The organism is Streptomyces yangpuensis, assembly GCF_001005295.1.
Lineage (GTDB): Bacteria > Actinomycetota > Actinomycetes > Streptomycetales > Streptomycetaceae > Streptomyces > Streptomyces yangpuensis.
The window spans coordinates 700023-721282 of the sequence record NZ_LBMK01000001.1 but is presented as its reverse complement, the minus strand read 5'-3'; the positions used below and the strand labels follow the sequence as shown (position 1 = coordinate 721282).

17 protein-coding genes and 1 pseudogene are annotated in these 21260 nt (G+C 70.8%); 5 read left to right on the top strand and 13 right to left on the bottom strand.

Going from position 1 to position 21260, the window contains the following annotated elements:
* Positions 1–3: 3 nt before the first annotated feature.
* The 6 genes from AAT21_RS03220 to AAT21_RS03195 form a co-directional block, all read right to left on the bottom strand.
* Positions 4–1716: a carbohydrate-binding module family 20 domain-containing protein gene (locus AAT21_RS03220; protein WP_046775138.1), complete on the bottom strand. Its 1713-nt coding sequence runs from the start codon at positions 1714–1716 to the stop codon at positions 4–6.
* A gap of 1758 nt (positions 1717–3474) precedes the next feature.
* Positions 3475–4479 (bottom strand): LacI family DNA-binding transcriptional regulator, encoded by a 1005-nt coding sequence (locus tag AAT21_RS03215; protein WP_235438662.1) that lies wholly within the window; start codon positions 4477–4479, stop codon positions 3475–3477.
* Positions 4476–6125, bottom strand: a complete 1650-nt coding sequence (locus AAT21_RS03210) for a glycoside hydrolase family 13 protein (RefSeq protein WP_046775136.1) — start codon at positions 6123–6125, stop codon at positions 4476–4478. The genes AAT21_RS03215 and AAT21_RS03210 overlap by 4 nt, the downstream gene beginning before the upstream one ends.
* Positions 6126–6176: 51 nt before the next feature.
* On the bottom strand, positions 6177–7019 hold the full coding sequence (locus tag AAT21_RS03205) for a sugar ABC transporter permease (protein ID WP_037927691.1): 843 nt from the start codon (positions 7017–7019) through the stop codon (positions 6177–6179).
* Positions 7020–7021: 2 nt separating this feature from the next.
* Positions 7022–8068, bottom strand: coding sequence for a carbohydrate ABC transporter permease (locus AAT21_RS03200; RefSeq protein WP_046775135.1), 1047 nt, complete (start codon positions 8066–8068; stop codon positions 7022–7024).
* 7 nt (positions 8069–8075) lie between these two features.
* Positions 8076–9347: an extracellular solute-binding protein gene (locus AAT21_RS03195; protein WP_046775134.1), complete on the bottom strand. Its 1272-nt coding sequence runs from the start codon at positions 9345–9347 to the stop codon at positions 8076–8078.
* A gap of 222 nt (positions 9348–9569) precedes the next feature.
* On the opposite strand from AAT21_RS03195, the gene AAT21_RS38600 reads away from it, so the two are divergent.
* The 3 genes from AAT21_RS38600 to AAT21_RS03180 all read left to right on the top strand — a co-directional run bounded on the left by AAT21_RS38600 (position 9570) and on the right by AAT21_RS03180 (position 13973).
* Entirely contained in the window at positions 9570–11798 is a 2229-nt protein-coding gene (locus AAT21_RS38600; protein WP_079025405.1) for a glycoside hydrolase family 13 protein, read from the top strand.
* A gap of 136 nt (positions 11799–11934) precedes the next feature.
* Positions 11935–12975, top strand: a complete 1041-nt coding sequence (locus AAT21_RS03185; RefSeq protein WP_046775133.1) for a LacI family DNA-binding transcriptional regulator — start codon at positions 11935–11937, stop codon at positions 12973–12975.
* A 107-nt stretch (positions 12976–13082) separates the two neighbouring features.
* Positions 13083–13973, top strand: coding sequence for a phosphatase PAP2 family protein (locus AAT21_RS03180; RefSeq protein ID WP_046775132.1), 891 nt, complete (start codon positions 13083–13085; stop codon positions 13971–13973).
* Between the two features lie 52 nt (positions 13974–14025).
* Here the strand turns inward: AAT21_RS03180 and AAT21_RS35115 are convergent.
* A pseudogene (locus tag AAT21_RS35115) lies at positions 14026–14290 on the bottom strand (transposase); the annotation flags it as partial.
* Between the two features lie 38 nt (positions 14291–14328).
* Here AAT21_RS35115 and AAT21_RS03175 point away from each other — a divergent pair.
* Positions 14329–15552 (top strand): hypothetical protein, encoded by a 1224-nt coding sequence (locus AAT21_RS03175; RefSeq protein WP_157879617.1) that lies wholly within the window; start codon positions 14329–14331, stop codon positions 15550–15552.
* An 87-nt stretch (positions 15553–15639) separates the two neighbouring features.
* On the opposite strand, the gene AAT21_RS03170 is transcribed toward AAT21_RS03175, so the two are convergent.
* The 3 genes from AAT21_RS03170 to AAT21_RS38590 all read right to left on the bottom strand — a co-directional run bounded on the left by AAT21_RS03170 (position 15640) and on the right by AAT21_RS38590 (position 18691).
* Positions 15640–17712, bottom strand: a complete 2073-nt coding sequence (locus AAT21_RS03170) for a phosphocholine-specific phospholipase C (protein ID WP_046775130.1) — start codon at positions 17710–17712, stop codon at positions 15640–15642.
* A 146-nt stretch (positions 17713–17858) separates the two neighbouring features.
* Positions 17859–18368, bottom strand: coding sequence for a GNAT family N-acetyltransferase (locus AAT21_RS38595; protein WP_235438661.1), 510 nt, complete (start codon positions 18366–18368; stop codon positions 17859–17861).
* Positions 18356–18691 (bottom strand): hypothetical protein, encoded by a 336-nt coding sequence (locus AAT21_RS38590; RefSeq protein ID WP_046775129.1) that lies wholly within the window; start codon positions 18689–18691, stop codon positions 18356–18358. Before AAT21_RS38590 ends, AAT21_RS38595 begins: the two co-directional genes overlap by 13 nt.
* Before the next feature lie 206 nt (positions 18692–18897).
* Between AAT21_RS38590 and AAT21_RS03155 the strand changes: the two genes are divergently transcribed.
* Complete coding sequence (locus tag AAT21_RS03155) at positions 18898–19296, top strand: hypothetical protein (RefSeq protein ID WP_157879616.1); 399 nt, start codon at positions 18898–18900, stop codon at positions 19294–19296.
* Positions 19297–19362: 66 nt separating this feature from the next.
* Here AAT21_RS03155 and AAT21_RS03150 read toward each other — a convergent pair whose 3' ends face one another.
* The 3 genes from AAT21_RS03150 to AAT21_RS03140 form a co-directional block, all read right to left on the bottom strand.
* Positions 19363–19782: a hypothetical protein gene (locus AAT21_RS03150; protein WP_046775127.1), complete on the bottom strand. Its 420-nt coding sequence runs from the start codon at positions 19780–19782 to the stop codon at positions 19363–19365.
* A gap of 369 nt (positions 19783–20151) precedes the next feature.
* Complete coding sequence (locus AAT21_RS03145; RefSeq protein WP_046775126.1) at positions 20152–20412, bottom strand: DUF397 domain-containing protein; 261 nt, start codon at positions 20410–20412, stop codon at positions 20152–20154.
* Complete coding sequence (locus tag AAT21_RS03140; RefSeq protein ID WP_046775568.1) at positions 20409–21251, bottom strand: helix-turn-helix domain-containing protein; 843 nt, start codon at positions 21249–21251, stop codon at positions 20409–20411. Before AAT21_RS03140 ends, AAT21_RS03145 begins: the two co-directional genes overlap by 4 nt.
* Positions 21252–21260 lie beyond the last annotated feature (9 nt).

The window sequence follows — 21260 nt, the reverse complement described above, 5'->3', positions numbered from 1 at the left end:
GGCTCAGCTGCGCCAGGTGTCGGTCAGCGTGACCTTGCCGCTCGCGGGGACGGTGGCCGTGCGGTTGGCGCCGCTCTCCCAGGTGACGTTCCCGGAGGCGTCCTTGCGGACGTACTTGTACGCGAAGGACGTGCCGGCCGGGAGGGTGACGTCGAGCTTCCACACGGGGTAGGCAGCCGGGTCCAGCTTGAGGGCGCCGCCGGTGTTCCAGCTGCCGAGCTCGGCGCGGTCACCGGTGACGTAGATGTTCTGCCCCGGCACGGTGGTGGCGTTGACGGCGAAGGCCGCCCCGCCGGAGCCCGCCGGGGTGCCCGCGCAGGTACGGGCGTTCACGTGCAGGGCGAGGGCGGTCCCGGCGCCGAGCGTGGCGGTGAACCGGCCGTCGGAACCGACGGTGACGGTGCGCCCGCTCTGCACGTCGCAGTAGTCGCCGGCGGCGAGCGAGGTCTGGAACGTCCGGGTCAGCGCCGAGCCCTCGTGGTTGATCGCGACGTAGGCCTTGGAACCGCGCCCGAAGGCGATCTGGTCGCCGCCGTTGTCCCACCAGTTGCCGACGGCCTGCCCGCGGGCCGCGTTGCGGAAGCCGACCATGGAGGAGATCTCCCGCCAGGCGTGCTGGCACTTCCACCCGTCCGAGTAACAGGCGTTGACGGTACCGCCGTTCGGCGGGCCGGCGTCCTTGTCCGTCCACTCGTAGCCGGAGTGCACGTCCGGCGACCCGTACGGCCAGGCCAGCGCGAAGACGTTCGCGAGGGTGTAGGCGGACCCGTCCTTGTAGGTCAGGGTGTCCCCGACGCGCTCGGTGTCATGGTTGTCGACGAAGACGCCGCTCTGGGCGGAGGGCATGTACCCCCATGCCTCACCGAAGTTCTTCAGGTAGGCCAGGTTCTCGCTCTGGAAGACCCGCTTGAGGTCCCGGGCGTAGCGGAACTCCTGCACGTCGCCGTTGCCGAGGTACTCGCCCGGCGAGACGGCCTCCCCCGCGCCGAATATCGCCTCCTGCTTCCAGTAGACGCCGGGGTTCGTCAGCCGGGACTTGATGTTGGCGAGGTCGGCGGCGGGCATGTGCTTGGCGGCGTCGATGCGGAAGCCGTCGACGCCCAGCGAGAGCAGGTCGTTGAGGTAGCCGGCGATCCGGCCCCGCACGTAGTCCTCGCCCGTGTCGAGGTCGGCGAGCTGCACGAGCTCGCAGTTCTGGACGTTGCCGCGGTCCTGGTAGTTCGAGATCGTCGCCCGGCAGTCGTCCATGTCGGCGCCCGAGTAGATCCCCGGGTAGTTGTACTTCGTGTACGAAGTACCGCCCGTTCCGGTCAGGGTCGCGCCGGCGTCCGCCGGGCCGGCCATGTGGTTGATGACCGAGTCGACGACGACCTTGACGCCCGCGGCGTGGCAGGCGCCGACCATCGCCTGGAAGGCGGCGCGGTCGCCGAGCCGACCGGCGATCTTGTAGCTGACGGGCTGGTACGAGGTCCACCACTGGCTGCCCTGGACGTGCTCCTGCGGGGGCGAGACCTGCACGTACCCGTACCCGGCGGGGCCGAGGGAATCGGTGCAGGCCTTGGCGACGGAGTCGAAGCGCCACTCGAAGAGGACGGCGGTCACGTCCTTCTCGCCGGGGGGCGTGGCAGCGGCCTGCGGCGCGATGGCGGTGAGCGCGGCGGCGGCAAGTGCGGTGGCGGTGAAAAGAGTTGCAGCTCTGACGGCTCTGGCAGGCATGCGGGGGCCTCCTGGCGGAAGAGGTGGGGATTGGAGCGACCGTAGGTGCCAGGTGGAAGCCCTGCAAGAGTTTGCGCAAGAGATTGCAGGATTGTTTCCGAGGCGTGTCCTCCGACCGCCCCTGTGGACTTGGGCCCCAACAAGGCGAGTTCACGGCGGAGGGAAGGTGCCGCAGGCGGAACGGCGGCGCGGGAAGCAGGGTTTCGGCGCGACGGACCCGCACGGCGGGCCGGAGGCGGGGGCGGCAGGCGCGAGGCGGGGGCGGAGCCCGCGCGGGGCGGTGTGAGGGAGCGGGATCCACTGGGCCGGGAGTCGGTGATGTGCTGGGGGTTTCCCGTCAGTCCCATCGTCTCTCCGGTTCGGGCCGGTCCCTCAAGGGCGCTCCTTCGTCGCGTCGCTTCGCGATGGCCTTCGGCCACCCTTGACCGACCGCCCCGCCCCGGAAATCCGAAAGACTGCCGGGAAGCCCCCAAAGGGACGGGCCGGGGGATCAGGACACTTAGGGCGGTGCCCTGCGCGGGCGGAGCCCGGCACGCCTCCAATCGCTACGCGCTCCTGTCGGAAGGCGTCCGCAGGCATCTTGGGCTGGGCATAAGCCGCCTCCAATCNGCCTCCAATCGCTACGCGCTCCTGTCGGAAGGCGTCCGCAGGCATCTTGGGCTGGGCATAAGCCGCCTCCAATCGCTACGCGCTTCTCGATCACGCGTCCGCAGACCGTCCGGGGCGGGTCATAAGCCACAGAGGCCAATTCGCTCCCCATGGACGGCACCCGGGAGTCCCTGTGGCTGGGCATAGGCCGCCATCGATCGCTACGCGCTCCTCCGAGACGGCGTCCGGCCCTCGTTTGGGGCTGGGAGGGGGGTGATTCGAGGGGCGGAGGGGCGATCCATCGGCTGAGCCGATGCCAACCCCCGACAAGACCAAGACACCATCCCAACCACTCGCCCAATCATGGGCAATTGGGGCATATTGAAGGCTCTTTGAGGCGTGCACACGCCCTGACCTGGATTGGCTTCACCTCAGCCGTCATCCGACGCCTTCCCTCCCCCAGACAGCCCGCAGACGCCGCCCACGAGGAGCGAATCGGTCCTCTGCGGCCTATGACCCGCCCCAGACGAACTGCGGACGCGTGATCGAGAAGCGCGTAGCGATCGATGGCGGCCTATGCCCGGCCCCAGGCGGTCTGCGGACGCCTTACGGCGGGAGCGCGTAGCGATTGGAGGCGGCTTATGCCCAGCCCAAGATGCCTGCGGACGCCTTCCGACAGGAGCGCGTAGCGATTGGAGGCNGATTGGAGGCGGCTTATGCCCAGCCCAAGATGCCTGCGGACGCCTTCCGACAGGAGCGCGTAGCGATTGGAGGCGTGCCGGGCTTCGCCCGCGCAGGGCACCGCCCCTAAGTGTCCTGCTCCCCCGGCCCGTTCCTTTGGGGGTTTCCCGGCAGTCTTTCGGATTTCCGGGGCGGGACGGTCGGTCAAGGGGGGCCGAAGGCCCTCGCGAAGCGACGCGACGAAGGAGCGCCCTTGACGGACCGGCTCGACACGGAGAGACGATGGGACTGACGGAAACCCCCATACGCGTCACTGACCAAGGCCCGGGCAGCTCCCGCCCCCCACACCACCCCGCACCGTCGAAGCCGCCGCCCCGCCATCTGCCGCCGTGCCCCGACCACACCGCGCCCTGAGGTGGGTGGGCAGCCACCGGCCCGGAGGGCGGGGCCGCGGGGGTGGGGACCCGCCCAGCCGATCCCGCCCCGCCCCTACTCCGGCGCCTGGCCCGTCGAGCCTCGGACCACCAGTTCCGGCTGGAAGACGTACTCCGTGCGCTGGACCGGTGTCCCCGACACCGCCTCCAGCAGGGCGCCGACCGCGGCCGTCGCCATCGCCCGTACCGGCTGGCGGACGGTCGTGAGCGGCGGGTCCGTGAAGGCGATCAGCGGCGAGTCGTCGAAGCCGACGACCGACACGTCCTCCGGCACCCGCAGGCCCCGCTCGCGCACGGCCCTTATCACCCCGAGCGCCATCGGGTCGCTGCCGCACACGATGCCCGTGCAGCCGCGGTCGAGGAGGGCGCCGCCTGCGGCGTGCCCGCCCTCGACCGTGAAGAGGGTGCGCTGGATCCGCCCCTCGGCCTCCGCGTCCGGGACGACGGACCGGAAGCCCTGCTCCTTGCGGGCCGAGGGCACGTACCGGGTCGGCCCGATGGCCAGCCCGATCCGTTCGTGCCCGAGGTCCTGGAGGTGCCGTACGGCCATCTCGGCGGCCGCCCGGTCGTCCGGGGAGATGAAGGGGGCGTTCACCTGCTCGTTGAAGCCGTTGATCATCACGAACGGCAGCCCGCGGGAGGCGAGGCGCTGGTAGCGGGCGGGGTCCGCGTGCGCGTCGGCGTGCAGCCCGGACAGGAAGACGATGCCGGTGACGCCCCGCGCCTCCAGCTGCTCCACCAGCTCGTCCTCGGTGGCCCCGCCCGGGGTCTGCGTGCACAGCACCGGCGTGTAGCCGTGCCCGGCCAGGGCCTGCTCGATGACCTGCGCGAACGCCGGGAAGATCGGGTTGGTGAGCTCCGGGATCAGCAGTCCGACCAGGCCGTTGCTGCGGCGCTTGAGCCGCACGGGCCGCTCGTAGCCGAGCAGGTCCATCGCGGCCAGCACCTTGTGCCGGGTGCCGGCCGCGACGCCTGACTTCCCGTTGAGCACACGGCTGACGGTCGCCTCGCTGACCTGGGCCTGCGCGGCGATGTCCGTCAGCCGGAGGGGGGAGGTCACCCCGACGTCACCTGCCACCACACCGTGGTGTCGGCCGGCAGCACGCCGTCCTCGACCGTCGCGCCGCTGGACAGCAGGGCCTCGCCGGTGACGGGGAACCGCACCGCCGTGCCGGTGGTGTTGGCCGCGCAGAGGAAGTCCCCGCGGCGGAAGACCAGGACGCCCTCGGGAGCGTCCTGCCAGTCCACCGACTCGCCCTCGCCCAGGTCCGGGTGCTCGTGGCGCAGCCGCAGGGCTGCCCGGTACAGCTCCAGGGTGGAGGAGGGGTCGCCGGTCTGCGCCTCGACGCTCAGCTCGGCCCAGGAGGCCGGCTGCGGGAGCCAGCTGCCGCCGGTGCCGAAGCCGTACGGGGCCTCGGTACCCGACCACGGGATGGGGACGCGGCAGCCGTCGCGGAAGCCGTCCTGTCCGGCCGCGCGGAAGAACGACGGGTCCTGGCGGACCTCGTCCGGCAGGTCGGTGACGTCGGGCAGGCCGAGCTCCTCGCCCTGGTAGACGTACGCCGAACCGGGCAGCGCCAGCATCAGCAGGGTCGCCGCGCGGGCCCGCCGCAGGCCGAGCTCGCGGTCGCCCGGCTCGCGCAGCTGGGTGCCGAGGCCCGCGGGGTTGGCGTAGCGGGTGGCGTGGCGGGTGACGTCGTGGTTGGACAGCACCCAGGTGGTGGGGGCGCCGACCGGGCGCATCGCGGCCAGCGAGCCGTCGATGACCTCGCGCAGGGCGTCCGCGTTCCAGTCGGCCGTCAGGTACTGGAAGTTGAAGGCCTGGTGCATCTCGTCGGGGCGCACGTAGCGGGCGGTGCGTTCGACGGTCGGGGTCCAGGCCTCGGCGACCAGGACGCGGTCGCCCTCGTACTCGTCGAGGATCCGGCGCCAGGAGCGGTAGATCTCGTGGACGCCGTCCTGGTCGAAGAAGGGCATGACGTCGTTGCCGAGCAGCTTGAGCTGGTCCCTGGCGCCGAGGTCGGGCAGGCCGGGTGCCTTGACCAGGCCGTGGGCGACGTCGACGCGGAAGCCGTCGGCGCCGAGGTCGAGCCAGAACCGCAGGATGGAGCGGAACTCGTCCTGGACGGCCGGGTGCTCCCAGTTGAAGTCGGGCTGCTCGGGGGCGAAGAGGTGCAGGTACCACTCGCCGTCCGCGACCCGGGTCCAGGCGGGCCCGCCGAAGATCGACTCCCAGTCGTTGGGCGGCAGTTCGCCGTTCCCGCCCTTGCCGGGACGGAAGTGGAAGCGTTCCCGCAGCCGCGACCCGGGCCCTTCGCGCAGCGCCTGCTTGAACCATTCGTGCTGGTCGGAGCAGTGGTTCGGGACGAGGTCGACGATGATCCGCAGGCCCAGGCCGTGGGCTTCGCGGATCAGGGCGTCGGCGTCGTGCAGGGTGCCGAACATGGGGTCGATGGCCCGGTAGTCGGCGACGTCGTAGCCGGCGTCGGCCTGCGGGGAGGCGTAGAAGGGGCTGAGCCAGACGGCGTCGACGCCCAGCTCCTTGAGGTAGGGCAGGCGGCTGCGGATGCCTTCGAGGTCCCCCATGCCGTCCCCGTTGGAGTCGGCGAAGCTGCGCGGATAGACCTGGTAGATCACCGCGTCTCTCCACCAGCCGGGCGTGGTGCCGGTGGCGGTGGGAAGTGCGTCGGCGAGGTGCTGGGTCATGTCGTCCTTGGAGAGGTCGGGCCGGGAGGTGGAACGGGCAGGCTCGGGTGGTCAGCCCTTGGTGGCGCCTGCCGTCATCCCGGCGACGAGGTGACGCTGGGCGAAAACGAAGAAGATCGCCGCGGGGATCGCGATGAGGACCGAGGCGGCGCTCATCGCACCCCAGTTGGAGGTGTACTGGGTGACGAAGGTCTGCAGACCGCCGGCCAGGGTGAGGTTCTCCTCGCCGACCATGAAGGCGGAGGCGTAGGCGACCTCGCCCCAGGCGGTGATGAAGGCGTAGAAGCCGGTGACGGCGAGTCCGGGCTTGGCGAGCGGGAGGATCAGCCGCCAGAAGGTGCCGAAGGGGTTGAGTCCGTCGACGCGGCCGGATTCGTCGATCTCGACCGGGATGGTGTCGAAGAAGCCCTTCATCATCCATGCGCAGAACGGCACGGCGATGGTGAGGTAGGTGATGATCAGGCCGACGGGCTGGTTGAGCAGCCCGAGCTGCCCCATCAGGTTGTAGAGCGGGACGATCAGGATGGCCATGGGGAACATCTGCGTGATGAGCAGGGTCCACATGAGCGGCTTCATGCCGGGGAACTTGAACCGGCTGACCGCGTATCCGGTGGTGGCGGCGATGAAGACACCGAGGACGGTGGTGACGCCGGCGACCAGGACGGAGTTGAGGAACCAGTCGAGGAAGTGGCTCGACTCCAGCAGGTACGTGTAGTTGCTGAGCGTGGGTTCCTTGACGAAGTCCGTGGTGATCGCGTGCTGCGCGGGCTTGAGCGAGGTCAGCAGGATCCACAGGACCGGGAAGACGGCGATGACGGACGCGACGACGAGGGTCGCGTGCAGGCCGACGGAGGCGAGGGGGGAGCGGCTGCCCCTGGTACGCGTGCTGGTCATGGTCACCACACCTCTCCCTGCTTGCGCAGCGAGCGCCGGTAGACCAGCGCGAAGATCATGAGCAGCAGGAGGATCAGTACGCCCCACGTCGCGGAGACGGCGAAGTCGCGCGGGCTCGTGATGAAGGCCTCCCGGAAGGCCTGGGTCACCAGGATCTCCGTGGAGTCTCCTGGCCCGCCCCGGGTGAGCAGGAAGATCACCGGGAACATGTTGAAGGTCCAGATGGTGGAGAGCAGGATCACCGTCATGCTCACCGTGCGCAGCCCGGGCAGGGTGATGTGCCGGAAGCGCTGCCAGGCGGTGGCGCCGTCCATCTCGGCTGCCTCGTAGAGCTCGCCGGGGATGGACTGCAGGCCGCCGAGGAGGGCGACCATCATGAAGGGGATGCCCAGCCAGACGTTGACGGCGATGACCGAGAACTTGGCCCAGGTCGGGTCGTCGAGCCACGGCACGGCGGCGATGCCGCCGCCGTCGAGGACCTTGTTGAGGATGCCGTTGTCGCGGTTGAAGAGGAACCGCCAGGCGAAGACCGAGACGAAGCCGGGCACGGCCCAGGGCAGGATGAGCGCCATGCGGTAGGCGGCGCGGCCCCGGAACTGCCGGTTCAGCATGTTGGCGAGGGTCAGTCCGAGCACGAACGTGATGGACACGCACGCGACGGTCCAGATCACCGTCCACACCAGCCGCTGCAGGAACACCGGGTCGCCGAGCACCGCCGTGTAGTTGTCGAGTCCGATGAACTCGTACGTGGCGTCGATGTGGCGGGCGCCGATGTCACGGGCGACGTTGCGCTCGTTGGCGTCGGTCAGCGACAGGTAGACGCCGCGGACGAGCGGCCAGCCGATGATCACGCCGAGGACGAGCACGACCGGGGCGACCATGGCCCAGGCGTACCAGTGGGTGGCGAGGGCGTGCCTCAGGCCGCCCTTCCTCCGTGCGTTCCCTGTGTTCCCGCTGTCAGTCCAGCGGCTCCGGCCGCGGACGGCGGAGTCGTTCCCGACTCCGTCGTCCGCGGCCTTCACCACAGACTGGCTGGTGTCAGCAGCCATCGTTTCGTTACTTCCAGCCCTTGAGGATCTTACGGAACTCGATACCGGCCGCCTTGGCCGCGTCCTCCGGGCTCGAAGCCCCGGTGATCGCCTTGGTGTATTCGACCTTCAGCGGCTCGAAGAGGGAGCCGTTCTCGGGGATCCAGGCGCGCTCGACGGCCTTGTCCACGGCCGGCTTGAAGAACGCGACCATCTCGCTGCTCTTGACGTCCGGCTGCTCGTAGGCGGCGGTACGGGTCGGCAGCAGGCTCAGCTCCTTGGCGGACTGGACCTGGACCTCCTGCGAGGTCATGTACTCGACGAAGGCGTGCGCGGCGGCGCGGTTCTTCGAGCCGGCGTAGACGCCGAGGTCGTGGCCGCCCTGCGGGGCGCCGGCCTTGACCGAGCCGGCCGGGACGGCGGCGATGCCGAGGTTGGCCTTGTCCTTGAACTGGTCGCCGGCGTAGGTGTCGGCGACGGCCCACGGACCGTTGATCATCATGGCGGCCTCGCCGGTCTTGAAGGCCGTCTGCATGTTGGCGTAGCCGTCGGTGGCGTTGGTGACCGCGGCGCCGGAGGCGACCAGGTCACGGGCGGTCTTGAAGGCCTTGACGCCCGCCTCGTTGTCGACGGTGACCGTCTTGTTCTTCGCGTCGACGAGGTCGCCGCCCTCGCCGTAGATCAGCGGGAGGAACCAGTACGAGTCGTCGCCGCGCAGGTAGAGGGCGGCCTTGCCGGTCTTCGCCTTGATCGCCTCGGCGGCGGTCTTCAGCTCGGCCAGCGTCTTGGGGGGCTGGACGCCGGCGTCGGCGAGCATCTTCTTGTTGTAGAAGAGGCCGAGGGTGTCGATGACCTGCGGCACCGCGTAGGTCTTGCCCTCGTACTTGCCGCTGGCCGCGGCCTGCGGCAGGAACTCGGCGTCGACCTTCTTCGCCATGTCCGCCGGAACCTCGTCGAGGTAGCCGAGGGAGGCGAAGTCCGCGACCCAGCCGACGTCGGCGCGGATCACGTCAGGCGCGTCGGAACCGCTGCTGAAGGCGTTCTTGACCTTGTTCTGCGCGTCACCGTACGGAACGTTGACGTACTTGACGGTCACCTTCGGGTGCTTCGCGGTGAAGCCCTCGGCGATCTTCTGGAAGCTCGCCTTCTCGGCGTCATTGGCGGTGTCCCACCACGTGACCGTGCCGGAAAGCTCGCCGCCGGCGTCGGTCCCGCCGTCGCCCTTGTCGTCACCGCCGCAAGCCGTCGCCGCGAGCGCCAGGGCCGCGACCAGCGCGGTGGCCGCTATGCCACGCCGCATATGAACTCCTTCGATGATCCCGGCCGCGCCCTCGCGGTCCCGAGTTGCCAGGAACGTAACAAGACTGAAAGAGGACCGAAAGGCCTTGCGCAAACTTTCTGCAAGCGGAGGCGATCGTTACATCCGTGTGTCCGGACGGTTGCCGCAGCTTGCTGTTAGTTCGAGTCACCTTCGACTGCCCGGGCCCGCAACCAGGGGGCATGCAGTCGCGTTGACCCCGATATGACCCATGAGTCGACGGCCGTCGGCCTTGCAAGCGCTTACAGCAACACGACGACTGCGAGCGGTGACTGGTGGCGCGATGCCGTCATCTACCAGGTGTACGTGCGCTCCTTCGCCGACAGCGACGGCGACGGGATCGGCGACCTGCGCGGCGTCCGCTCCCGCCTGCCCCACCTCGCCCGCCTCGGGGTCGACGCGGTGTGGCTCACGCCGTTCTACGTCTCCCCGCAGGCGGACGGCGGCTACGACGTAGCCGACTACCGGGCCGTCGACCCGCTCTTCGGAGACCTGGCCGACGCCGACGAGCTCGTCCGGGCCGCGCACGCGCTCGGGCTGCGGGTCATCGTGGACGTGGTCCCGAACCACACCTCGGAGCAGCACCCGTGGTTCCGGGCGGCCCTCGCCGGCGAGCCGGGGGCGCGGGAGCGCTACCTCTTCCGCCGCGGGCGGGGCGCGGACGGGGAGCTCCCGCCGAACGACTGGGAGTCGATCTTCGGCGGCCCCGCCTGGACGCGGGTCGCGGACGGCGAGTGGTACCTGCACCTCTTCGCGCCCGAGCAGCCGGACCTCGACTGGACCCACCCGGAGGTCATGGCGGAGTTCGACTCGGTCCTGCGCTTCTGGCTCGACCTGGGCGTGGACGGGTTCCGCATCGACGTCGCGCACGGCATGGTCAAGGCGGACGGCCTGCCGGACATCGGGCGCGGTGCCCAGGCCACGCTCATCGGCAGCGAGCCGCTGCCCTTCTTCGACCAGGACGGGGTCCACGCGATCCACCGCGCGTGGCGGCGCCTCCTCGACTCCTACGAGGGGCCGCGGCGGCGCATCGGGGTCGCCGAGGCCTGGGCCCCGACCTCGGAGCGGCTCGCCCTGTACGTCCGCCCGGACGAGCTGCACCAGGCGTTCAACTTCCGCTTCCTGACGTGCCCGTGGGATCCGGAGGCGATGCGCACCGTCATCGACGAGTCCCTGGCCGCCACGACGGCGGTGGGCGCCCCCACCACCTGGGTCCTGTCGAACCACGACGTGGTCCGTCACGTCACCCGCTACGGCGGCGGCCCCCGGGGCCTGGCCCGAGCCCGCGCGGCGGCCCTCCTGATGCTGGCCCTCCCCGGCTCGGCCTACCTCTACCAGGGCGAGGAACTGGGCCTCCCCGAGGTCACCGACCTCCCCGCCACAGCCCGCCAGGACCCGGCCTTCCGCCGCGGGCGCCGCCAGCCGATCCCCACCCCCCGCCCGGAGCCCGATCCGCAGCCCACCCCAGGTACCCGGCCTGCGGCCGAAACCGGGCCCGGCCCGGAGGCCGATCCGCAGACCGCGCCGCAGGCGCAGGGGTCCCGCGGGCCGGAGGCCGGACCCGGCCCACGGCCCGGGACGGAGTCCGGGGGCACCCCCACCCCGCCGCAGGCGAACCGACAGCCCTGGCCTGCGGCCGGGACGAGTGCCCGGCCGCAGGCCGGATACGTGGCCGGCCCGGAGCCCGACCCGCACACCGCGCCTGAGGCGCACCCCCTGCCCGTCGCGCCGCAGGGGCACGGGACCACCCGGCCGGAGGCAGAACCCGAGCCGCGGACCGCGCCGGCGACCTGGCCGCAGGCCCGGCCCGGCAGCCGGCCACAAGCCACCCTGCACATCACACCGGGGCCGAACCCCACCCGGCCGCAGGCCGAAACCGGGGCGGGGCCGGAGGCCGGGAGCGGGGACGGGCCGCAGGCCGGGAGCGGGGTCCGGCCGGAGGCCGAAACCGGGGGCGGGGGCGACCCCGGTCTGCTGACCGCGCCGGAGGCGGAGGGGCAGGACGGGCTGCGCGACGGCTGTCGCGTCCCCATCCCCTGGGCCGGGTCGGAGCCCCCCTACGGCTTCGGACCCGCCGGCAGCTGGCTGCCTCAGCCCGACGCCTGGGCCGGGCTCAGCGTCGCCGCCCAGACCGGCGACCCCCACTCCACGCTGGAGCTCTACCGCGCCGCCCTCGAACTGCGCCGCGCCCTCCCCGGCCTGGGCGCCCCCGAGGCCGGCGGGCCGGCCGACCCCCGCGGGATGGGCTGGCAGTCCGCACCCGACGGGGTCCTCCTCTTCACCCGCCCCGGCTTCGCCTGCACCCTCAACACCCGCCCCGACCCCGTCGAACTGCCCGCGCCCGGCCGCCCCGTACTCTCCAGCGCCCCCGTGGAAACGGACGGCCGCACCGTCCGCCTGCCCGCGGACTCCTGCACCTGGTGGACCCCATGACGCCCCCGCCCCGCCCCGCCCCGGGCCCGGGGCCACCGCATCCGCACGCGCACGCGAAACCCGTACGCAAACCCGGACGTCTCACTCCGCGCACCCAGGTTCCTAGGTGACACGGCGACCGGTAGAGTCCAATCCCGTGACCGCACGGCTAGCCGACATCGCAGCCCAGGCGGGGGTCAGCGAAGCCACAGTCAGCCGCGTGCTCAACGGCAAGCCCGGTGTGGCCGCGGGCACCCGCGAATCCGTGCTGGCCGCGCTCGACGTCCTCGGCTACGAGCGCCCCGTGCGACTCCGCCAGCGCAGCGCCGGCCTCGTCGGCCTCATCACCCCCGAACTCGACAACCCCATCTTCCCGGCGCTCGCCCAGGTCATCGGCCAGGCCCTGACCCGCCAGGGGTACACGCCGGTCCTCGCCACGCAGACACCCGGCGGGTCCACCGAGGACGAGCTGACCGAGATGCTCGTCGACCGCGGGGTCTCCGGGATCATCTTCGTCTCCGGTCTGCACGCCGACACCACGGCCGACATGGGCCGCTACGACCAACTCCGCGGGCAGGGCGTCCCCTACGTCCTGATCAACGGCTTCTCCGACAAGGTGCAGGCCCCCTTCGTCTCCCCCGACGACCGCGCCGCGATGCACCTCGCGGTCACCCACCTCACCGCGCTCGGCCACACCCGCATCGGCCTCGCCGTCGGACCGAAGCGGTTCGTTCCGGTCCTGCGCAAGATCGAGGGCTTCCGGGCCGGCATGAAGGAACGGCTCGGACTCGACGAGGCCGAGACCGAGGAACTGATCCAGCACTCCCTCTACTCGCTGGAAGGCGGCCAGGCCGCCGCCTCCGCGCTGATCTCACGCGGCTGCACGGCGGTGGTGTGCGCGAGCGACATGATGGCGCTCGGCGCGATCCGGGCGGCCCGCCAGCAGGGGCTGCGGGTCCCGCAGGACGTCTCGGTGGTCGGTTTCGACGACTCCCCGCTCATAGCGTTCACCGACCCTCCGCTGACCACCATCCGCCAGCCCGTGCAGGCGATGGGACAGGCGGCGGTCCGGACGCTGCTGGAGGAGATCGGCGGTACGCCGGCCCCCCACAGCGAGTTCGTGTTCCTGCCGGAACTGGTGGTGCGCGGCTCCACGGCCTCGGGCCCCGGACAGCGCCGCACCCCGAGTCGTACCTGAGTGGGACCTGAGTGGGACCTCGGAGGTACCTGAGTCGGACCGGCTGCGCCGAAGACCGTACCGAGGGATGATCGAAGGCGAGAGCTCATCTGGCAGACTCTCTCCCCATGGGTGAATCGAGCGTGAAGACACTGGAAACCCGGACGGACGTCTCCTCACCCGTAGTGGTCGAGACCGAGACCCGCCCGGAGTCCGACCGCGCCCTGCTCCCCCGGCTGCGCGCCCCGCGCCGGCCGCGGATCTGGTTCGAGATCCTGCTGATCGCCGTCAGCTACTGGACCTACTCGCTGATCCGCAACGCCGTGCCCGAGCAGAAGTCGATCGCCCTCGCGAACGCCGACTGGATCTGGGAGGCCGAGAAGACCCTCGGCATCGCCGTCGAGCAGTCGGTCAACCACGCCGTCAACTCCGTGACGTGGCTGATCGTGGGCATGAACTACTACTACGCCACGCTCCACTTCGTCGTGACCATCGGTGTGCTGGTGTGGATCTACCGCCTCCACCCCGGGCGGTACGCGGCCACGCGCCTGGTCCTCTTCGCCACCACCGGCGTGGCCCTGGTCGGCTACTACTTCTACCCGCTCGCGCCGCCCCGGCTGATGAACGGACAGAACTTCATCGACACCGTGCTGGTTCACCACACCTGGGGCTCCATGGCCTCCGGGAACCTCAAGCAGATGTCGAACCAGTACGCCGCGATGCCCTCCATGCACATAGGGTGGTCGCTGTGGTGCGGCCTGACGATCTTCGCGGTCGCCTCGGCCCCCTGGGTACGGATCCTGGGCCTGCTCTACCCGACGGCGACCCTCGTCGTCATCGTCGCCACCGCCAACCACTTCTGGCTCGACGCCGTGGGCGGCATGATCTGTCTGGCCTTCGGCTACGCCGTCTCGCGCAGCTGGTACGGCTCGATGCCGCACCGCCTGCCGCGCCAGCCCGAGCAGGCGGGCCCGCACCCGGCGTCGGAACTCCTCAACCGTTTCCGCACTCCCCGCTAGGCAGCGTCCCCGACCGGATGCGGTGGCGTCGTTGGCGTTGCCGGGCGTGAGCACGAACGCCGGCGGCGTGCTGGTGAGCACGGTCGATCGTGGGGTCGACGGCGACGGTCCGCTCCACCCGGCCCTCCGTGTCGTCGCGGACCTGCACATGCTCCGACAGCCTTGCCCGGGTACGCGCCCTCCGCCTCCCAGCGGGCAAACCGCTCATAGACGGTCTGCCACGGCCCATGCCGCTCGGGCAGGTCACGCCACGGCCGACCACGCCCATCCACCTGCGGCAACGACTCGCCTCGACCTGCCACAAGATCAATTACCAGACGGGTGGCCTTAGCATGGGCACGCCATCCCCCGTGCCGTGTCCAGCCGACGGAAGACACCCATGCGCCTCCAGCGGATATCCGCCGCGACCGCGGCCCTCGCCGCGCTCACCACCCTAGCCACCGCCTGCGAGGAGTCCCCCAAGCCGGCCCCGCCCGCCGCGAGCCCCTCCGCGAGCGCCCCGGCCACCGCCTCCCCGGCAGCCACCGGCGCCGCGCCCGCCACGCTGGCCGGGGCGCAGGCCCACGTACAGCAGTACACGTCCTGCGAGAACCTCAGCACCGACCCGAACGACAGCCGGGTGCCGCTGAGCGGGTTCATCGGCGCCGGGGACTGGGGCATCACGGAGCGTGGCGTCTGCACGGACGAGAAGGCGCGGGGCGAGATCGTCCTCTTCCTGACCCCGGACATGAAGGCCTTCCAGCAGGCCGCCAAGGACCACGCCGCGAAGCTGCTCGCCGAGGGCCGGGACAACACCGACCTCGCCAGCCGCACGGTCGTCGGCAAGACCTTCGCCCTGACCGCGCTCAAGACCGCCACCGCCGTGTCCCTGGTCGACCCGCCCAACTCCGACCTGCGCATCCTGAGCTGCAACCCCAACATCTTCGTCCCGGAGGGGTTCAAGAAGGAGAAGGCCCTGGTCGAGGGCTGCTTCCTCACCGACTACGTCAACAGCCCCGACGGCCAGGGCAGCCCCCACCGCGGCGCGGTCCGCGACCCCTCCACCGAGGGAGCCGCGAAGCCGGGCCAGCCGTCCACCGGCAGCCCGGGCTTGCCGAGCGCCGGCAGCATCGCCGAGCTGAAGCAGCTCGTCAGCCCGCACACCGTCGACTGCACGAAGATGACCGTCACCGACGAGCACATACAGTCGATCGACTACATGCCGGTCGTCGACGGCCCCCCGAGCGCCTGGGGCGTCAAGCAGCGGGCCGTCTGCGGCGAGCTCGGCGGGGAACGGCGCGCGCACAACCTGAACTGGCTGGACACCGTCTCCGACATGAAGACCCTCCAGGCCAAGGCCAAGGCGGCGCAGCTGGCCGACCTGAAGGACGACGGACGCCTCAAGGCCACCGCGAGCAAGCTGCTGGTCGGCACGAACATCGCCGTGGAGACCAACAACGCGAACGTCCGCCGCGGGCTGTACCAGCTCCAGTTCCTGTACCTGAACTGCGAGACCGGCTTCACCGCGCCCGCTGGCCACCGGCTGGAGAAGGCCCAGGTCGACGGCTGCGTCCTGACCAACTACGAGCGCCCGAGCTGACACACGGCCGTCCGCGCCCGGCCCCGTACACGCGAGCGCCCGCGCCCCGGAGGATTCCGGTGCACGGGCGCTTTCGCGTCCCTCGCTTCAGGAGGAGGACTGGTCCGTCAGGATCGCCGGGTCCGAGAGGCCGGCCGCGCCGGTCTCCACCTTCCCGGCGAAGCGGCGGCCAAAGTCCGCCGTCCCGGACGAGGTGACGCTCACGTCGTACCAGCGTCGCGTGTTCTTCAGGGAGACGCTGTGGGTGACGGTGGCACCCTTGGCGACCGTGAGGCGCTTGGCCCCGCCGCCGTAGGCGTTGGTGATCGTGAGGGTCTCCGTCGACGCCCCGGCATTGGTGACGGTGAGGTCCAGGTTGCCCGTGGTCGCGTTGTGGCGGGCGGTGACCTCGGGTCCGGGGGTGGTTGCGGGGTTGCGGAAGCCGCGCAGGAAGCCGTTGGGGCCGTGGACGGTCAGGTCGGTGACGCCGGCCGAGTAGCGGGTGTTCCAGGTGTCCGCGATCGACTTGCCGGCCTCGGTGGTGTACGTCCAGGGGGCGTCGGTCCGGTTGGCGGAGGTGACGTAGAACTGCGCGCCCAGGTCCGGGCCGCCGCTGAACGTCAGCCGGAACTTTCCCTCGGCGGTGAGGGCCGCGCCGTCGACGTACGGGGCGTACTTCAGCGGGCGGGTGCGGCACTGGCCCTTCTCCTGGCGCGGCATCGACCCCACGGCCGGCGGGGTCGCCCGGAAGTCGGGGTGCCGCTCGCGGTCCTGCGGCTCCCACGGGCCCGTGTCGGGCAGCGACACCGTGGAGGTGTCCTTGCGAGCGAAGTCGAAGGCCGAGGTCAGGTCCCCGCAGACGGCCCGCCGCCAGGGCGAGATGTTGGGCTCCTGCACCCCGAAGCGCTTCTCCATGAAGCGGACGACGGAGGTGTGGTCGAAGGTCTCGGAGCAGGAGTAGCCGCCGGTGCTCCAGGGTGAGACGACGAGCATCGGGACGCGCGGGCCCAGCCCGTACGGTCCGGCGACGTAGCCGGGCTTGCCGGGGAAGACGTCGAGGGCGGTCGGCGTGGTCGACAGGCCCTGGCCCGCATCGGCCGGGGCGTACGGCGGGACGACGTGGTCGAAGAAGCCGTCGTTCTCGTCGTAGGTGATGAACAGGGCGGTACGGGCCCACACGTCGGGGTTGGACGTCAGCGCGTCCAGCACCTGCGCGATGTACCAGGCGCCGAAGTTGGAGGGCCAGTTCGAGTGCTCGCTGAACGCCTCCGGGGCGGCTATCCACGACACCTGCGGCAGGGTCCCGGCGGCGACGTCGGCGCGCAGCCGGTCGAAGTAGCCCTCGCCGGCCTTGGCGTTCGTGCCGGTGCGGGCCTTGTCGTGGAGCGGGTCGCCGGGCCGGGCGTTGCGGTACTTGTTGAAGTAGAGCAGCGAGTTGTCGCCGTAGTTCCCGCGGAAGGCGTCGTTGATCCAGCCCCAGGATCCGGCTGCGTCCAGGCCGTCGCCGATGTCCTGGTAGACCTTCCACGAGATCCCGGCCGCCTCCAGGCGCTCGGGGTAGGTGGTCCAGTCGTAGCCGAGCTCGGCGTTGTTGAGGACCGGGCCGCCGCCCTTGCCGTCGTTGCCGGTGTGGCCGGACCAGAGGTAGTAGCGGTTGGGGTCGGTCGAGCCGATGAACGAGCAGTGGTAGGCGTCGCAGATGGTGAAGGCGTCCGCGAGGGCGTAGTGGAAGGGGATGTCCTCGCGCGTCAGGTGGGCCATGGTGGCAGGTGTCTTGGCGGGCACCCAGTTGTCGTACTTGCCTTTGTTGAAGGCGCTCTGTCCGCCGGCCCAGTCGTGGTTGAGGCCCTGGAGGTACTCCATGCCGAGGTCGTCGGACGGCGGGCGGAAGGGCAGCGTCTCCTTGCCCGCGTTGTCGGCCTGGTGCCAGACGGACTTGCCGCTGGGCAGGGTCACGGGGCGCGGGTCGCCGAAGCCGCGGACGCCGCGCAGGGCGCCGTAGTAGTGGTCGAAGGAACGGTTCTCCTGCATCAGGACCACGATGTGCTCGACATCGGCGATGGTGCCCGTCGTCCCCTGCGCGGGGATGGCGGCGGCGCGCGCGATGCTCTCGCCCAGCAGGCTCAGGGCGGCTGCGCCGCCGGTGAGCTGGAGAAAGCGTCGGCGGTTGAGTTCTGCCATGGGGTGACGACCTCTGCTTCGTTCGCGGGTGTGGAGCGCTCACAAGAACAGCGCCCCCGGAGGACCGGAGAGGGAGCCGGATGTGACGTCGGCGGGTACGCCGGGCGAACGGCAGTTGGATTCCGCCGGAGTTCGGCGCGCCGCCCTCAGCACCCCCGTTCGAACTCGACCTGGGTGAGGGGGTTGCCGTCACCGAAGTCGTAGGTGCGGGTGGCGCCGGTCTCCGCGAAACCGCACTTGATGTAGAAGCGCCGGGACTGCAGGGTGTCGCGCAGGGTCCACAGGTGGGCGCGGGTGACGCCGTCGGCGCGCAGGTGCTCCAGCGTGCCGGTCATCAGGGCCGCGGCGGCGCCCGTTCCCCAGCTGTCGGGGTGGCTGTAGAAGGAGAGGATCTCGGCGAGGCCGGGTGTGGCCGAGGACGGGCGGAAGGCCGACATGGCCACCGGCTGGCCGTCCCGTTCGGCCAGCAGGATCGTGGAGTCCTGCGCCGCGATCCGTGCGTGCCAGCGGGTGCGCCTGCTCGCGATCCCGTCCGCGGCGAACTCCGGGTCGAAGAACGGCGCGTACGCCGCCTCCCAGGCGGCGGCGTGGATCCCGCCGAGGACGTCTCCGTCGCCCGGGCCCGCGCGGCGCACCGCGAACTTCACTTCCCCCACCCGTCGATCCCTTCCAGCGCTTCGGTGAGCGTACGGACGTAGGCCTGATCGGCGAGGATCCGTACGCCGTCCCAGGGCCGGCTGAGCCGTTCCGCCTGCGCGAGGATCCTGCGCAGCAGGGGCGCCGCCGAAACGGCCGGGGCACCGATCTCCCCGAGGATCCGGACGGCCTCCCGTACCGGTAGGGCCGGACCGCCGTCCCAGGCCGGGTCCACCTCGGCCAGCAGCACCGGCACGGCCGGCTCCGGGTCGCCGGTGATCCGCCAGTACGCGTGCGCGGCGTACGTCCTGGTCCACGCTCCGGCCGAATTGACCTGTCGCACCGAAGTTGGTCGACCGGATCGCGTCGACCTGCGCGGACTGGATGGAGTGAGACGGCTGTGGATCATCTGCCATTGAGGTTTGACGTGCCTGACACTCGCCCGTGAGCACCAGCCGCCGCGCCGGTAGGATGCGGGCGATCACGTCCGCGACAATGGGTCGTGTCCGCTCCGTGCTGGGGCGCATAAGTTTGGATGAGGGGAACACTGTGGCTCTGGCGGAGCGGCCTTCGCCGGCGTGGGATGTCGCCGACCTGGTGGGTCAGCAGCTGCTCGCCGTGCCGAATCCCCTGGCCGCGTGGAACAGTGACACGTTCTGGGTCTCCGTGTGGGACTCGGACCCCGGACAGGTCCTTGTCTCCCTGTGGGTCCCGCGCGTGAACGCCGATCCGTCCATCCAGCTGAGAATCGGGTTCGCGGTGACCGAAGAAAGCCCCGAGGTGCAGAGCGAGCGCATCCTTGGCGCCCTCCGGCGCCCGCACCCCCTGAACGGCGCGGTGGTCTGTGCCGGCGATCGAGAGGGCGCCGAAGCATACGGGTATGTCTGGCCAAGGTCGCTGGAAGAGGCAGCCACCCAGCACCCCCAGCCTGAACATCCACACGACTAGCTTCGCTGAGACGAAATGCGAAGCGGCTGGGTTCGCTGAGTAGACACCTCGATTGGATGCGAGCGGTCACGAATCCATCAGGCGGCGCACGGGCGTTGTGTGTACGGCGGCCAGCGGGCCGAGGTCGGCCAGGAAGGGCAGGCCGTGGCTGGCGGTCCCGGACCGCACGGCCGCCCCGCACACGTCGAGGGCGAGGGCGGGGTCCCCGGTGACCTTCCAGTGCGCCCAGGCCGCGCGGCGCGGGTAGGAGCCGCGGGCCCCGCGGCCCCGACCGGTGGCGTACGCGGCCAGCCGGTCCGCCGTGGCGGCGGCCGGCGGGCCGATCCGACCGAGCACGCGCATCGCGTCGTAGGCGTACTGCGTGTCCAGGCGCATGGCCACGTCGTCCACGGCGAGTGCGGCGTCGGCACCGCAGAGCGCGAGGACTTCGAGGGCGGTGGTGTTCCCGTGGTAGCGGTCGCCGTCGTGCCGCAGCCTGGTCCGCAATGACCGCGGCCAGCTCGGCCGGGGGCAGGGCGGCCATGACCCGGGCTTCCGGGCGGATGTACGGCAGCCCGCCGTGCTCGGCGAGGGAGTGCAGGACCGGTAGGGCCCGCAGGTCACCCGTTCCCGCGAGGGCGAGGGCGCGCACCGTCACACCGTGGCCGACTGCGGTCCCGAAGGCCCCCTGCTGTCGGCGGAGGTCCACGGCGATCCGGTCGGCGTGCCGGGCGATGGCCGTGCCTGCCTGGATCAGCACCTGGTCGGCGTCGTAGCTCGATTCCTCGGAGCACACGGCGTCGACCACAGCGTCCCAGCAGGCCGGGTCCGGCCACCGCTTCCGGAGTACGGTCTCGACGGCTGTGTCCCGGCGGCTCACACGATGGCGGCGTGCGCCACGAAACCGCTCCAGGCGTCGGGGGTGACGGCGAGGCGTGCGCCCTCGGGCCGCTTGGAATCCCGGACGAGGACCGTGCCGGGGGTGCGGGCGACCTCGACGCAGTCAGGGCCGTCGGCCGTGCTGTAGCTGCTCTTGACCCACGCGACCTCGACGCACTCGTTGCTGTCGCTGGCGCTGTAGCTACTCTTGGCCCACTCCAGTGCGGAGAGGCCGCCGACCGAGGGCTTGATGCTCATGTCTCTCCCAGCGCTTTCTCGATGAAGGCTCTCGACTCCCGTGGGCTGAAAGCCTGTGAACGGATGATCCCATAACGGAGTTCGAGCAGCTGGATGTCAGTGACGTTGGTGATCAAGCGGCCTGGCAGCTGCGCCTCGACATACCCGACCGCCGTGCCATCCCTCAGTTTGACCACCTGAAGGTGGCCTCCCATGCCCGCATGGTCCTCAGAGTCAGTCGGCATCACCTGGATCTCGACGTTGCGCAGTTGACCGATGTCGAGCAGACGCTCCAACTGCCTGCGCAGTACGCCCCGTCCACCGATCGTCCGCTCCAGCGTGACCTGCTCCAGTACGAAGGTCAGTGCAGGTGATGGCAGTCGGTGGAAAACCCCCTGCCGCGCCATACGAGCCGAGACGTACCGCTCCACCTCGTCCGGTGAGTAGGCGGGCCTCCGCATCTCGTACAGCGCCCGCGCGTACTCCTCGGTCTGGAGCAGCCCGTGCAGGTTGTGGTTCCCGTAGGCGCCCAGCTCAACCGCTTCGGATTCCAACTTGGCCAGATCACGGACCTTCTTGGGGTAGCGGGCCCTTTCGATGTCCGCCTTCATCGCTGCGATTTTCCCGCCCGCCCCGAGGACCTCGTCCGCCTTGTCCAGGAACTCCGGGCGCGGAATACGGGCCCCACGCTCGATCTTGTAGATCAGGTTCGCCCCGTATCCCATCCGTTCACCGAATTTGGTTCGGTCAAAGCCCGCCGCCTCACGCCACATCTTCAGCTGGCGTCCCACCGTGGCGATGACCGCCCCGGATTCGTCCTCCGGATCGAGTTCCCAGCTCGATTCGTCGGCACCGTCCATCGTGCTCAC